9 protein-coding genes are annotated in these 14,896 nt (G+C 50.7%); 3 read left to right on the top strand and 6 right to left on the bottom strand.

The window, feature by feature from the left end:
- Positions 1 to 60 precede the first annotated feature (60 nt).
- The 5 genes from pigE to pigA all read right to left on the bottom strand — a co-directional run bounded on the left by pigE (position 61) and on the right by pigA (position 11,135).
- The gene (gene pigE / locus QNM19_RS09890; RefSeq protein WP_049865999.1) at positions 61 to 2,613 is read right to left on the bottom strand and encodes a prodigiosin MAP biosynthesis aminotransferase PigE; all 2,553 of its coding nucleotides are present in this window, start codon (positions 2,611 to 2,613) and stop codon (positions 61 to 63) included.
- Positions 2,610 to 5,162 (bottom strand): prodigiosin MAP biosynthesis protein PigD, encoded by a 2,553-nt coding sequence (gene pigD, locus QNM19_RS09885; protein ID WP_049865998.1) that lies wholly within the window; start codon positions 5,160 to 5,162, stop codon positions 2,610 to 2,612. Before pigD ends, pigE begins: the two co-directional genes overlap by 4 nt.
- Before the next feature lie 143 nt (positions 5,163 to 5,305).
- Positions 5,306 to 7,954: a prodigiosin ligase PigC gene (pigC, locus tag QNM19_RS09880; protein ID WP_284026642.1), complete on the bottom strand. Its 2,649-nt coding sequence runs from the start codon at positions 7,952 to 7,954 to the stop codon at positions 5,306 to 5,308.
- The gene (gene pigB / locus QNM19_RS09875; RefSeq protein ID WP_049864616.1) at positions 7,951 to 9,978 is read right to left on the bottom strand and encodes a prodigiosin MAP biosynthesis oxidoreductase PigB; all 2,028 of its coding nucleotides are present in this window, start codon (positions 9,976 to 9,978) and stop codon (positions 7,951 to 7,953) included. Before pigB ends, pigC begins: the two co-directional genes overlap by 4 nt.
- A gap of 2 nt (positions 9,979 to 9,980) precedes the next feature.
- Complete coding sequence (gene pigA / locus QNM19_RS09870; protein ID WP_049864615.1) at positions 9,981 to 11,135, bottom strand: prodigiosin MBC biosynthesis dehydrogenase PigA; 1,155 nt, start codon at positions 11,133 to 11,135, stop codon at positions 9,981 to 9,983.
- Positions 11,136 to 11,787: 652 nt separating this feature from the next.
- Here pigA and QNM19_RS09865 point away from each other — a divergent pair.
- The 3 genes from QNM19_RS09865 (at position 11,788) to QNM19_RS09855 (ending at position 14,130) form a co-directional block, all read left to right on the top strand.
- Positions 11,788 to 12,693 (top strand): DMT family transporter, encoded by a 906-nt coding sequence (locus QNM19_RS09865; RefSeq protein ID WP_049864614.1) that lies wholly within the window; start codon positions 11,788 to 11,790, stop codon positions 12,691 to 12,693.
- Positions 12,694 to 12,830: 137 nt separating this feature from the next.
- A complete protein-coding gene (locus QNM19_RS09860) occupies positions 12,831 to 13,298 on the top strand; it encodes a winged helix-turn-helix domain-containing protein (RefSeq protein WP_049864613.1) in 468 nt (155 codons plus the stop codon).
- A 325-nt stretch (positions 13,299 to 13,623) separates the two neighbouring features.
- Entirely contained in the window at positions 13,624 to 14,130 is a 507-nt protein-coding gene (locus tag QNM19_RS09855) for an Ntn hydrolase family protein (RefSeq protein WP_049864612.1), read from the top strand.
- Here the strand turns inward: QNM19_RS09855 and QNM19_RS09850 are convergent.
- Complete coding sequence (locus tag QNM19_RS09850; RefSeq protein ID WP_049864611.1) at positions 14,078 to 14,800, bottom strand: hypothetical protein; 723 nt, start codon at positions 14,798 to 14,800, stop codon at positions 14,078 to 14,080. The two genes, QNM19_RS09855 and QNM19_RS09850, sit on opposite strands and share 53 nt — an antisense overlap.
- Between the last annotated feature and the right edge of the window lie 96 nt (positions 14,801 to 14,896).

The following is a 14,896-nucleotide window of genomic DNA, read 5'->3' as shown; positions in this document are numbered from 1 at the left end:
CCTTATCAATTATGTAGTACGTTTAGGGTCGGACCTGCTCGGCTGCGCGACCCGTTTTCCTTAGTCTAAAAAGGTTGAAAGTTCTTCGCAGACACTGGCGAAAGCGCTGACAAAGCGGTCAATCTCGGGTTTGCTGATCACCAATGGCGGCTGGATCCGGATCACCGTTGAACTGTTGGCAGTAACAAAGGTGAGGATCTGATGATCCAGGCAGAACTTAGTGACAAACTTCAGGCAGAACATTTCTCCCAGCGTTTGCTCCATGCGTGTCATGGCGGCTTGCAGATGTTCGCGCACCGGATCGGGTAAGAATTTCCAGGTGCTATGCCAGTCACCCGGCAGACGGGTGGCAAACTCTCTGGCAGAAGCCGCAACTGCGCCGTCAAAGGTTTGTTCAAACTGGATCCCCAGCATCAGGCCCTGACCCCGAATTTCGGCGATAAAGGGGTACTGGTCCGCAATGGCTTGTAGCTCAGATTTAAAATAGCTGCCCAGCTCATCAGCACGGGCTGCCAAATCTTGTGCGACAATTTCTCGCAGTGCAGTGAGCGCGGCGACAGACGCCAGGTTACCGCCGCCAAAGGTGGAGGTGTGTACTAAGAAGCGATCAGAGGTACCGTAAGCTCGTTGCCAGACATCGCTGCGGCATAAAGTGGCGCCAATGGGCAATAAACCACCGGACAGTGACTTGGACAGCATCAGCACGTCAGGCTCGATGCCTTCCCATTCACAGGCAAAGAGTTTGCCGGTGCGGGCAAGACCAGTCTGGATCTCATCGACCATCAGCAAGGTGCCGGTATCGCGACAGATCTGTTGTACTGCGCTCAGGTATCCGGCTGGTGGCACGTGGACACCGCCTTCCCCCTGAATGGGTTCCAGCATGAGTGCACCTACATCATCTCTTTGCAGGGCTTCGCGTAAAGCGTCGAGGTCGGCAAAGGGCACTTCGACCATGGCCTGGATCAGCGGCTGGAAGTACTTACGGTGTTTTTCCCGCCCGGTGATAGACAAGGCGCCGAGCGTTTTACCATGGTAGCTGTTTTTCAGATAAGCAATGCCAGGCTTGCCGGTAGCGGCTTTGGCCAGTTTAATAGCGGCTTCAACGGCTTCTGTTCCCGAGTTACTGAAAAACACGCGGCCCATATTGCCAGGTGCCAGGTGGCAGAGGACTTCAGCCAGTTTGGCGGTGTGCTCCGGTACGGAAATATATTGAATGAAGTTGGGACCTTGCTCATCCAGGAAGGTTTTGACTGCCTGGCTGACGGCACTGGGGTTGTGACCCAGATTAAGGCAGCCGTAGCCCGCGACCATATCGAGATAGCCTGTGCCGTCGTTATCGTACAACATGGTGCCTTGTGCCTTGCGGAATACATTGTCGCAGCGTTGTTGTTTTAAAAACTCTACCATCATTGGGTTAATAAACTGGTGGTGGCGGTCCAGCGTGTCTTCTTTGGCCGGATCCTGGGCAATGATGTTATCGATAAAGGTCAGGCGCTGACTGGTGTCGCCCTTGTCGATGGCATAGATGTCCTGATGATAATAGCGCTTCAGATTGGTGACGTGCTGACGGTCAATACGTTCCCCAAATGAGGCCAGTGGATAGGCATAAAAACCATGTTTTTCAGCCAGCTCACCAATTTCAAGCACTTTGACCGGTTCCAGGTAACGGCCCAGAGAGTAATTCTCCCGGCGCCGCTCCAGGGCCAGGACAATGGTCTCGGCCATACACCCATTGAGTTGCTGTTTAATGGTGACATTCAGTGACTCGCCTCCCAATTTGACTGCATCGGTGGCTGTGACACAGCCACCATCGATGATCAAAATGTCGTCACGGGCAGGGCGGGCATCCACATTGACGTCGCGTGGCAGTGCCACATCGATGAAAATGGAGCCAGGTTGTAGCTTGGCCACATCAATCACGCCACCGGCTGAGGTGGCACCGGCAAATAGTTTGCACTCGTCGTACAGGTCGTCCGGGTTGCCAGTCAGGGAAACCCGCTGGTGATACTGCTCGGGCAGGTGACTGAGCATTTCCGCTTTGTCTTTGTGACCGGCGCGGTGCAGCAGTTTCAGATTAAAGCCCTCGGCGAGCAATAACCGGCTGAGAGCCAGGCAAATGGAACCTGGATAGCCCACGATGGCGACAGTTTCTTTTTCCGGATTGATGTCCAGCCACTCTTTAATTTGCATCAGGGCTTTGTAGCCGGCATAGGTGGTCAGAGAGTTTCCTGAGGTGATGGGAATGGGGGATTTGGCGGCCGTGGCTTCACCACGACGACCAACTATGGAGGTAAATCCACCCAGGCCAACCAACTCTGCACCGTCGGCGACAAACTCTTCTACGCCCGCAACAACACGTTCAGCAATGGCTCTGGGATCGGCAATCATCTCCTCGGCGATCAGTGGCATATATTTGATCATGCCTTCACAGGTTGCGCCGCTGGCAGACGTGATTTTGGCAAAGTTCATAAAGGGCACCAGGTTTGCCTTGCCCCACAGTTCGCGGTTATAGCCGGTATGCTGATCTTGGGTGTTACGTTGCAGTAGATCGAGCATTTTCACGTAACGTTTCAGGCCGACTGAGGTCGGGTGGGCGATAAATCCAAACTTCATGAGTTAACTTCCTGTGCTGGTGGCGTATCTGAGTCTGTGTTGTGGGTAACGGGATCGGCACTGTCGCGTTGCCAGCCTTTGGCTGTGGCCAGAGAAATGCCATCCCCTTCATTGTTGTGGCCAAGGACCACAGAGAACAGGGTCAGGCGTTTTTGTGCCGTGAGCGCTGCACGAACTGCGGTTTCATCGAACTGAGTCAGGGTTTGCGCAGAAATATCAAAGTCGCCAATTTGTTGTTCAAACTGTGACTGCGCCAGGTTGACCAGGCGCATCTGGCGCGAGGTGCGATTAAACAGGATCCGCTCCTGATAGGTGTTAATGACTGACAGCCCACCATTACAGAAATAGAACACGCTGATGCTCTTATCGAGTAGCTGCGGGTGGGTCAGAATATTGTCGATAAACGCCGGGAGAATATCCGGCACTATGCCTTTGGCTCCGTCGCCGATAAAGGCAATGACATTGGTTGGGCTGGTGTATGCCAGATAACCGCTGGCGAGCAGGGCATCGCCCATTAAAGCTCGGCCATACCAGCCGGAAAAGCCGCGACGTGTTTTTGCCACATTGCGTACAGCTGAAATGCCACAGCGGCCGACATCGTAAACCCCGGTGTAGTCATAGTCCTCGTGCTCAATTAAGTCTTCTATCACGCGGTTAAGTTGGCAGAAGAAATAGTTAGGCGACATGGGTAGACTGGGCAGTTTACTGAGTACATCAGATTGCGTATCCGGGTAAGCCATGATCTTGGCCATGCGCCTGGCGCGTAATGACTCACTGACATTCAGGTGCTTTTTGACCGCCTGCAGAAAATCGCGACAGCGCATATGTAAATGCAGGTCGGCGAAGGGTGACAGGTGGCTTTGTTCCTGGGTCAACTGGACCAGATGAACCTTACGCTCCAGGCGACCATCAGAAAATGGTGTGGCTATCTGTGCGACACGGCTTTTGAGCATAAACAAACACTGTTCATCGGTGCTGTTAAGCTTGTCATTGGTATGAAAATAGTTGTAAACCCTGGGGGTATAACCATAAATCGCCAGGGTACCGAGATAATTGTCGTTGCGCTTACCCTGATAGTATTTAGGGGCTGTACCTGGGTGGGCGAGGCTGTCTACCAGGGCAATACCTGCCTGCTGGGCAATGTCATGGATCAGGGCATATTCGTCATCGCTGACGGGGCCGAGTTGCCAGACCAATTTTTCAGGCCCGTGATTGATGAGGTCGATGGCCTGACGGAGTTCATCGGTCATGATTTCAACGGGCTCATCGCTTGGGCTGGCTGGCAGAGCCTCAAGTGCTGGCAGGTCGAGCTCTATCGAAGATTCCAGTACATTTTGCGTTGCCAGTATCACTACCGGCCCCTGACCCTGGTGATAGAGACGATATACCTCAGCGAGGTTTTCACCGATCTGCTCGATTTCATCCATGTATACATAGGGAATGCGCTTAGCTGCCAATACGTCGCGCATATCTTCGCTGGCCGTGATGGTGCCCTGGAAGCTGTACCATTGACTCAGGCGATTTTCTGCAACGACGATGATCCCCTGCGCGGCGGTTTCTTTCAGATTCGCCAGCGTGCCTTTGAATTCGTCCATCATGCCTGAGGTGACGACTGCCAAGAATGGCATGCGGTAGAGTTGCCAGTTCGCCATGGCACCACAGGCAATCGCATGTTCATTTGGGCCACGTAGTACCAGTGCGCCTTGTTGTTCGGCATGGCGGTCCAGGTGACCGATCAGGTTAGATACGACTGAGCCGGTATAATAAGACATCAGCCAGTGCTCTGGCGCTGTGCGGGCAAAGAAGTTAATGAGCTGGTCGCCAAGGGTATTGTGTAGCGCCAGCGAGCCGACAGGCTTGACCCGCCGATTGGCATAGTTCATTTCGAAAAAATCCATCCACAGACGCAATAGTTCGGTCTGGAATGTCGCCGGATCGGTACTGCGCACTATCTCGCGATATTGCTGAGGGAGGTAGCTGTAGGGCGTGCGCAGTGCGCGAATAAAAGTCACGGTCGAGAAGCTGGTATAAAAAGCGGGAATGCCGATTTTCTGCATCGCCCGGTAAAAGGCATCCAGGTCCCGATCGATCTGATCTATGCTGTCGTCCTGGAACCCCATTGAGGTTTGATCATAAAACAGCATACCGACCTGAAAATCGGGCTGCTCATTGAGCGCGTTGCTGTGAATAACCTTACCGGTGGCCTCTGCCAGGCTGGCACATTGGATCACCTGGATATTGATGGCTTTCTTTTGTCCCTTTAAAAAGTGGATGGCTTTGTCTCTCACTTCGTCATACAGCGAGCAAGGCACCAAAGACGGGTTTTTCAACGCCAGCTCTGATTGGATATGTACCCGGTTAAAGACGTACTCCCGAATGTCGCTGAGTACACTTAACCCGGTATGGAAAAATTGCTCATCTCGGGTTACGACAATCACACCCACTGTGATGGTATCCTGCTTTGCACCACTGCGTTGCGTCTCGGCTTGCCAAATATGCTCAAAGCCGGATGCGCTCGACTGAGTGCTTAATCCTGTAATGCTTGTCATAATTTATTCCTTCTGCTGCCTGATAAAACTCGGTTCGCTTGAAAACTGCACGCAACGACCCGCAACGGTGGCAGCACGCTACTTGCCGTTGTATTGTTAAGTTGAATGTTTGGATGCGGGCCTGTGGCCCGCGATGGATTAGATTATTCCCGCTGAATGATCACTGTGCCCTGATCTCCGTCGAGGATCAGCGTGTCGCCGCTTTTAATCGCCTGGGTTGCACTGTGTAAGTTCACAACAGCCGGGATGCCAAATTCACGCGCCACAATACAGCTATGCGATAGCGTGGAGCCGATGTCCGTGACAACCCCGCTGGCGAGTGCAAATAAAGGCGTCCAGCTTGCGTCGGTAAAGCGTGCGACCAAAATTTCTCCAGGCTCCAGCTCACCAGCTTGTGCTTGCAGATCGGTGATAACCCGTGCCTTGGCGACTATCTTGCCGGGACTGGCGGCCAGGCCACTCATTGAATCGCTGTGTGTTTGTGTCGTGGCCTTCATTTTTGGCGTGTACGGGCCAATGATTGCCATGGGGGGCTCTTCAGCATGCAAGTTGAATAAGTGACTGTGGCGGTTGGCATTGAGCAGGGATTCGCTGAACGCTTCAGCAGCACCCATGCGTCCGGCGACATAGTCACGCAGGCGGTTGAAATCGATATAGGGCAAGTCGGCTACTTTTGCCAGATTGTCTCGCTCAAGGCGCGACAGCACTTCAAGAATGATGCAGCGATAGAACCAGGTCTCTGTAATAAAGGTCGGGCGAGTCGCTTCACGGCGTTCTGCCATCACCCCATACAGTTTGATAATGGTCTTGAGTTTAAAACGCGCGCCGGCGGGTAAAGCCTTAAAGAGTTGCTCGCTGTCGGCTTCGCGCAAACTTTCAGTCTCTTTGAGCTTTTTCTCCAGATCGACCGGGTGTTTCAGATACATTTTCATGACCTGTAACAAATAACTGGGGTCGTCGCGCCAGCGTGGAATACTTAATTCAAACTCCTGACGGCCTCGGGCGCCAAATTCGAGCAAAAAGGCTTCAAAGGGCCCCTGCCAGAATGGTTGTCCCAGCGGGTGTGCGGGGAGGATGCTTACCAGTTCTTCAGCCTCAAATCGCTCAAATACGGCTTTTAGTTCAGGGTTACCTTCAACCTGTTCGACGAGATCCAGGATCCCCCGTGTCACTTCTATGGTCCGCAGATTGTTCATCGAGGCTTTGATGCGATTCTGAAGCCCTTCGCCTTGATCTTTGAAGTGTTCTTCACAGGTTTCGGCCAGCGCATCGTACAGTGCAAATGACTGTAAAAAGAAAGGCATGTAGGCGGCACAGGAGTCTAAAAAGTAGTTGTCGATACGGGTCAGCTCTTGGTCCAGCTCACTGAGTGACATACTGGGCAGATCCAGGGCCAAAAAGCGCTTCGTTTCGCTTTCGCGCAGCGCAATCATCTCATCCACAATTTTACCGGCATTACGCATATTGTGAACTTGCTGTTTTAACCAGTGCCAGGCACTTTTCGCATAATCCCAGCCTTCTACACCTGGCCCATAAGGGTTACGGTAGTTGCTGAAATCGATATCTGACGTGGCATAGCGAGTGGTGAACTTCATCTCATCCCGGGTGGGAGGACACTGGCGCAGCATGTGCGCGGAGCCGGAGATATTCAGATATACCTGACCCTGAATGTAGCCCATGTAAACTTGCCAGTCGCTGATATCAGCCAAACCCATAGTTTTGATGGCCGGACCATGAATGTGCTTTTGATAGAACTCACAAAATGACAAGCCGAGTGGGGTCATGAGCCCGGTGACGATTTCACCGGTGTCCATACGAGAAAAGAATGCCCCGTCTTTAACACGCTGGTCTTGTTCCCAGGGGTTCGCATAAATAGGTTCTGCTTTACTCGCCTGAGTGGTGACCGGGCGCGCCTGGAGTAGCCAGATCTTGTCGTCCTTCAGGGCCCACTCAATGTCCAGTTCGGTCTGATAGAGTGCCTGTGCCTGTTTAGCTAAAGTGAGCAATTGTGCGAGCTGAGCTTCGTTCAGACTGGCTGACTGCTGTTGCGCCTGTGGGGTATTCAGTAAGGTGACCTGACCTTGTGCGTTGCGCTGACAATACTGGGGCTTAACACGGATCTCCTGTTGCAGCAGTTCTCCGCTGTTTTTGTCGAGAATAAAGCTGTCGGTGCTCACTTGCCCGGATACCACCCCTTCGCCCAGGCCCCAGCAGCTATCTATGACCACTTTATTGGTATCGCCACTGAGCGGGTCCTGAGTGAACATGACGCCGGCTGCATCGGCATCCACCATGGTTTGCAGCACCACGGCAATGGCGGTATCTGCTGCACTGCTGTTGCGATATCCGGCTGCACGTTCTGCCCACAAGGAAGCCCAGCATGCGCGCACTTTTTCCATCACACTGTCATTGCCCTGCACATGCAGGTAGGTTTCGTACTGACCAGCAAAACTCTGGCTCTGACCATCTTCGTCCAGGGCGGACGAACGAACGGCTATTTGGGCATTGTCACCCAGCCCCTGATAGGCTGATGCAATCGCGGTACGTAGCTGCTCAGGAATATCGGCACTGAGGATAGTATCTCGCACTTTATCCAGCTCAGGCGCACTGAGCAAGTCATCCGGCAATGCAGTGTTAACAAAGGTCTGATAGGCCTCTGCAGTAATGCAAAAAGCGGGTGGGACGGGCAGACCTGCACGGATCAAGTGATTCAGTGAGTGGCCTTTGCCGCCTAAGTGACCTAGTTCCAGTTGTTCGTTGCCACTGAGGGCGACGACGAGTGATTGGCTCATGATACCGTCTCCTTATTACGCGAAATGGCGGTTGTTTCCGTATGTTGTAATGCGCGTTTAATTTGTGTCGCAGCCTGTTTGCCGGCAAAGATGGCACTCTCAAGGTTACCGATCCCAACGCTGTCCTGGTTGGCAAAGTGCACGCTAAAATGTGGTTGTGAGGCACTTTGAAATAAGCCGCTGGCTTGTTGTCCAATGACCGAAGTGATCAAGGCGTCAGGCCAGTACCAGATCTGAATGTCTTCGACGATGCGAGGATCAACGCCAATATTGTTTAACATCAGTGAGACTTCGCGGTATGTCTGCTGCTGCAATCCTGTAAAGTCGTTTTCTGCCGTGCGTCCTTGACGTTGCTCACGTGTTGTTGGTTTGAGTAAGGTCAGCACACCGCCTTCACTGTGGTTATCGCTGTCCATCCAGTTTGCGACCAGACAGGTGCCTGTTTTGCACCAGGCATACGGTTGCTCCTGGCGCTCAGGTTCAATTAGATAACCGCCAAAGGAATGGCTGAGTACCGGGCGCGATAACAGTGCATTGGCGAGATAATAATCTTCGTGACGAATGGCTTTGATGGCCTTGAGCTGGGTTTCGGGTAGCGTTGGTAGCCAGTCTGTCACGTGATGCTTGGGCGCGGCCCAAATCAGCTTTTTGGCTTTGACCGAAATATTATGGTGTTGCACTTTGGCGGTCAGTTGTACGCTCGCTTCGGTATTGTCCAGGTTATTTAGCACCACGTCGCTTAGCAGTGTGATATTGGTTTGTTTGCTCAGGTGGGCAACTAATGCTTCGCTGATATGGCCATTACCGCCTGGCAGGGTAACCAAATTGCCACGCAGGTAACCAACAAGAAAGTGCAGGCCTACGTAGGCCGAAACTTCATGGATATCCAGGCACTCCACTCTGAGCGTGGTGGTTACCGCATTCTCAACCAGCTTGCCGAGTTTGCGAGGCGGTTGTAAATGCGTTGGGAATGACGCGGTTTTTTCCGGCTCGAACAGATAACTGTATAAAGAAAGGTTGTCCAGCTGTACCATTTCTTCTTTTTTCCAGCCACTTTGTTCATGCCAGGGCACCTGTGGGAAGCGCTCCGTTGTGGCAGCAAACCCGTCAAGAAACTGGTACAGATCAGCGAAGATAGGATCGCCCAACTGCTTGGCGGCGACAACATAAGGCTTACCAATTAAGGCGTTCAGCAGTAGCTGGCCTGTTAATCCCCATACGGATGGCTTAAGCAGGTAACTGGGAAATTTTATAAAGCCTAAAGTGATCTCATTGAGACACTTGAGCAGTAAAATAGTATCGAAGAAAACTAAGGTATCTTCGGCATTGGTTTTAAATTTATTTTGCAGGCCCAGTTTAGACAGTAACTGATCCATATCTGAACCAGGTATGGGCTGTTGAAAACACACCCCGGCAATGGGATGTGATAGTGAGCGATGACTGTTGCAGCGCGCATTGCCGCCGAAGGTGGGGCTTTTTTCCAGTACCAGTACACGCTCCGTGGTAAATTCGCTGGCAGCGGTCAGGCCTGAGACACCTGCACCTATGATGATCACGTCATACTCATCTGCCAACTTAGGTTTGTCGGGTGACTTTGCTTGCGCTTTGGGTTTGGCAAAATCCTGGCTGGCAAAGACACGTTTAGAACCCGTACGGCGAAATTGCTGACGTAACATCGCCAGTGCGGCAATAATAAAAATGGCATCCAGCGGGATCACTTGTGGCTGAGAGCGGTGCAGTATGGTGATAAAGACAGCCATCATGGCAAGCTGGCCGTAGATCACAAAGCGCGTCCAGCGAGGGTTGAGCCATAACACCAGACCTGAACCAAATAATGCGACTGCAACAACGACATTGGTGATTTCGCCATGCTGCGCGAGCAGATTGCTGAGTCCCGCATACCAAGTGCCCTGATTGGCCGCGGCTGCCTGACGCAGAATGTCGGGGACATTTTCTAATTGTGGAAATGCTTTGGCCAGTCCGGCCAGCATATAAAGTACTGCAAAGATCCGTTGAACTAGCATGTTCAGGCTCCTCTTAAGCCAAGTTTTCGGGCGATGATCTCGCGTTGAATATCATTGGTGCCGGAGAAAATACGGCTGGGCAGCGTATCTAGGAGCACCTGGACAATGCCCATATCAGCATCGATTGCAGCGCCACCAAAAGTGGCAATGGCATCCAGTGAAGACTGGACGGCGTAATCCGAAATCAACAGCTTGCTCATAGCAATGTCAATCTCAGCATCTTGTCCCTGGTCGTATTTCCAGCCGGCGCGATAGAGCATCAGGCGACACTGTTCAAGGCGCAGTTTGATGTCAATAATTCGGTTAGATACGGACTGAAAATGACCGATTTTTTTACCAAACTGTTTGCGCTCAGTGGCATAGCTCAGTGTGCTCTCAAGTAACCTGTCCAGAGCACCGACAAACAGGGCAAACAAACAACCTTTCTCCCAGATCATAGAGTCATGAAAGATAGCACCGCCGGCCCCTTCAAAGCCGATGCGCTGTGATTCGCTGACAAACACATTGTCAAAAAACACGTCCCCCATCGGGCAGCTGGCCAGACAGTCTTTGGATTGACTGGCACCGGTTGATAGCCCAGGCGTGTCTTTGGGAATGATGAAGGCGGAAACCCCCATAAAGCCGTGATCGGGGTTGGTTCGTGCGTAGGCGACGAATACGTCGGCAACGGGCGCATTGGTGATATAGGTTTTCTGACCATTAAGCCGGTAACCACCCGCCTCTTTGACGGCGGTCGTTTTCATACTGTAGATATCTGAACCTGCACCGGGCTCGGTAGCCGCATTGGCTGCAATTAATTTCCCCGCAACCAGCGGTTCAAGAAAGTCCCGCTTTAATTGGTCACTTGCGAAACGTGCAAGAGGCATCACGCAGGCAAACAGATGAGCACACAGCGAGAATGATAATCCGAGATCGCGGCTGCCTTTGCCCAGTGCCTCTACCATTAGCATGGTGTTGAGTGCCCCCAGATCTGCACCGCCATAGGCTTCGTCTACTGCCAGGCCAGTGAAGCCAAATTGAGCTGCCTGCTGCCAAAGCTCAGGAGCGAAGTGATGATTGCGCTGACGCTGGTGCGCATCCTTGTCGAGCACCTCAGAAGCAAAGCGAAGCGCGGAATCGTATAACTCGGTTTGATAGTCGGAAAGCTTAAAATCCATAATATTGCACTTTGAGTTGGTTGAAATACTGCTTTTGCATTAAACGCTATTATGGAGACTTGTTAATGTACCTGTCAATCCTGTTAACTTGTGTTTTTTAAATGTTTTATTTAAGTTTTAATTTTGTGGTTCACATTTTCTACATGGTTTTATGGTAAATGGTTCAACAATATGTTTTTTAAGGTTATTTTCTAAATGTGTTATCTGTGTTTATAACAGGGTCAGACCTGGGTTGTAAACTTTTATTGTTAAATTATTGTTTGTTTTGTACTTTTTTAACTGTGGTGCCAATAGTGAAACGAGTGAAATTTGCTCAGTAGGGCTATTCTGGGCTTTGAGTTTGTACAAAGGTGGTAGGCTGATTTTTTGTCATCGTGATTGGCAAGATAGTCGGTAGATAATAATTTTCGGGTGTCAGCCATTGACTTTGGTATTTGGCATGATACAAAGGTTATTCATTAACAAATAAGAAGAAATTCATGACTCTGATGACCGTGTCTACATCGCTCACTACCTGGCTGAATAATTTGGCCTGTGTATGGCGTGTTGTCTGCGGTTTGTAGGGGTCACTTACTAACCGCGGCAGTATCAGCGGTTAGTCATCATTGTGTATTTCCAGCCTCTTGTACTGCCCCGAATTGGGGAGTTCATTATGCCAGTTCAGGCATCTTACATTCTGGTTATCATCATCTGGTCCACGACGCCGTTGGGCATTGTGATCAGCAGCGCGGGTATGTCACCAACACTGAGTGTTTTCTTGCGCATGGCCATCGCCCTGGCGCTGTGTTGTATCATCGTGTTGATTGGTCGTTACCGGGTTCCCGTATCCAGGCAGGCCTGGGCATTATATAGCTACTCAAGCTTGGGTATTTTTGGCGGTATGTTATTAAGTTACCTCGCCGCACAAACTGTACCATCGGGTGTGATCTCCCTGATATTTGGCCTTGCGCCTGTGCTATCCGGCTTGCTGGCACAGCGACTACTGAGAGAGGCCCGTTTTAGCATTATTAAGTGGTTTGGGTTAGCTTTGTCTTTGGTTGGTTTGTATCTTGTCTGCATGTCACAACTCAATGAGTTGGCCCTGGCACCCCAAGGTTTGATATATGTGCTTGGGGCCGTGAGTTGTTTTAGTCTCAGTGGTGTGATGATAAAACGCGTGCAATTGGCGATCCATCCGCTGGCTTCTACCTTTGGCGCACTGTTACTGGTAACACCTATGTTCGGTTTGGTGTGGTGGTTCAGCGACGGTCAATTGAATTCGCAAAGCTGGCAAGTTAGCGCCGTGTTGGCCACTGTGTACCTGAGTGTCTTTGGTTCTTTGGTTGGGTTTATCGCTTATTTTCATGTGTTGCAGAAACTCAAAGCCAGCACGGTTGCGTTAACCACCTTGATCACACCGGGATTTGCCATGCTGTTAGGTGCCTGGATCAACAATGAGCAGATCACGCTGACTTTACTGGTTGGGGCATTCGTGATCATGGTAAGTCTGGCCGTGTTTCAGTTTGGTGAAAGCGGCTGGACAAGCCTGACGAATAAGCTAAGAAGGCAATTGTTATAAATCGTTACATTGGAGTACTGATCCGAGGTTGGGAACATGTTAAGCTTGTTGAACTAACACCAGGGACATGTCGTTGATCTGATGGTCATGTGCTCCCTGTAATGTGACAATTATTATAATTATAAAGCTGAAGGACGATGAAGTTAACATTCCAAGATTTCGAGTTTGACTGCCAGAATCTGGCATTGTCAAAACAAGGTCGAAAAATAAGTATTAAAGAAAAGCCAGCCATGTTACTGGGGTTGTTTTTGTCTGATCCACAGAAGATCTATAGTAAAGCTGAGATCCTTGAGCATGTATGGCCAGGCAGAACAGTCACTGAGCAAGTGGTATTCCAGAATATTGGTCACTTGCGGGCCTTGTTTGGGGATGACGCGATTAAGACTTTCTCCAAGAAAGGTTATCAGTGGCAACTGCCAGTGCAGCCATCCGAGCCTGTTGAAGCCCAACCCGAAGCAGAGCAACAGCAAGCTCAACCTGTTGCAGCTCCGAGTGCGACAAGCACCGAACAGGTATCAGAAGAAGCGCAGAGCTTGCCCTGGAAATGGTTAGCGCCTTTGGCTGCTTTGATTATCGGTGCTGGTGTTCTTGCCTTGATGGTTTAAGCCAGTCTTACGCTGTTACCTTCGATAATAAGCGCTGCATGGTGACGTTTCATGCTGGTGGGGCTTGTTTATTAAAGCCTGAAAGTGTGCTGTTGCCAGGTTGATAAGACTGCATCTTAGCTCGCAGCTGGTGAAGTTGATTGCTGGCGGCTCGTATTCGATGAAGTATTTATTGGTTGTTAATGTTGTATTAACTTTTTACTCTTTATATTGATGTTTAAACCGGATGTTCAGCAATTTATTGTGATTATCAGGTCAAAAAGGCCCGGTCTTGACAATAAGTTTGGGTTATTTTGAATTGAAGGAACGTCACTAAGGAGTGCTTTTGACAACCATCGCTTACCATCATGACTCAAAAACTATCTGCACAGACAGTCTCACTTCGACCAGCCAAACTATTGTGTCCTGGGCAACACGTAAGTGCCGACGCGTAGAAGACGGCTTTGTGTTTGCATCGGGCAATTGTGCCGAAATTGAACATTTGTTGACTCACTGGCATGATAATCAATTTGATAAAGTTACCTGTACCTTCTTGTTCGTTGATGATGAAGGTGCCGTGTTTTTTGGTGAGATCCGCCATGGTCGCCGTTTTCTGGAGCCTTTGTCGTTAAACTGGGCAATTGGCAGTGGCGCCAACTGGGCTATCGCCGCCATGGACTTTGGCCGCTCGGCATTTGAGGCCGTGGAGTATGCCTGCCTGCGGGACAAGTCCAGTGGGGGCACGGTCATGACTTACCGCCATGATGAACGAGCTCTTTGGGTGCGTACGCCAATCAAGCCTAATTCATCGATGATAGTGAACTCACTGACACCTGGTAGTAACTGGCGATGAGCGTGAGACGATGCTTATTGCCTGACAGTCCTGCCATGTTTGCGCCATTCAGGTGAGCCATTACTTTAGTCAGATTATCATTGTTTACCCCGTTTAAGGTGCGCAGGGCCTCACATAATGCCAGCCAGGCAGTCAGCTCATGCTGGGGGAGCGCGTTGTGCTGTGGGTTGAAACTCAAATAGACTTCTAGTGCATTGAATCCCTGATGATTGCGTATGACTAATGCTTCGGCCAAAGACTCATTGCGCTCAAATAAGAGCAAAGAGCGAATGTAATTAAACGGCGGCAGCGGGTTAGCGGGATTGGCAAACAGGCAGTGCAAAAATGTATTGCCCTGATGGTTAGTTACGTTAAATGCACTCGCAGCCTGCAGTGCAGGCATAAAAAAGTCGACCCGCTCAGTGGTATTGATCCCCGCAATCACACCCGCAGGCAGGCCATGCTGACTGATACAGTGGGCTGCGATATTTTGGTAATGTTCGTAGTTTGATGAGTGGCTGCTGGCTGCTTCAAAGCAGTGTCTGAGCTGCGCTGTGCGTTGTGTGTCAGTGGCTTGCTCATAGCATTGTTTAATGCGTTCCAGGTTATGGCTACGTATCGCCTGGATCATGTCCGTTACTGCAACAGTGATATCTGGAGATGTGTGCCCTTTGCTCGTGTGCGTTGCCATAAATATTACCTTTATTAACAGAGCTTTCAGTATGCCACATACTCATAGTGTGTATAGATATGACAGTGATATTGTTTGCCTGTTACGTCTTTTGCT

Origin of the sequence: Pseudoalteromonas ardens (genome assembly GCF_030125445.1) — a bacterium.
Classification (GTDB): domain Bacteria; phylum Pseudomonadota; class Gammaproteobacteria; order Enterobacterales; family Alteromonadaceae; genus Pseudoalteromonas; species Pseudoalteromonas ardens.
The sequence above is the reverse complement of the archived record's forward strand: the minus strand, read 5'-3'. Positions and strand labels throughout refer to the sequence as shown.

Coding starts and splice junctions, on each gene's coding strand:
- QNM19_RS09850 (WP_049864611.1), bottom strand. CDS start 14,800: ATGGCAACGCACACGAGCAAAGGGCACACATCTCCAGATATCACTGTT.
- pigA (WP_049864615.1), bottom strand. CDS start 11,135: ATGGATTTTAAGCTTTCCGACTATCAAACCGAGTTATACGATTCCGCG.
- pigD (WP_049865998.1), bottom strand. CDS start 5,162: ATGACAAGCATTACAGGATTAAGCACTCAGTCGAGCGCATCCGGCTTT.
- pigC (WP_284026642.1), bottom strand. CDS start 7,954: ATGAGCCAATCACTCGTCGTCGCCCTCAGTGGCAACGAACAACTGGAA.
- QNM19_RS09860 (WP_049864613.1), top strand. CDS start 12,831: ATGAAGTTAACATTCCAAGATTTCGAGTTTGACTGCCAGAATCTGGCA.
- pigE (WP_049865999.1), bottom strand. CDS start 2,613: ATGAAGTTTGGATTTATCGCCCACCCGACCTCAGTCGGCCTGAAACGT.
- QNM19_RS09865 (WP_049864614.1), top strand. CDS start 11,788: ATGCCAGTTCAGGCATCTTACATTCTGGTTATCATCATCTGGTCCACG.
- pigB (WP_049864616.1), bottom strand. CDS start 9,978: ATGCTAGTTCAACGGATCTTTGCAGTACTTTATATGCTGGCCGGACTG.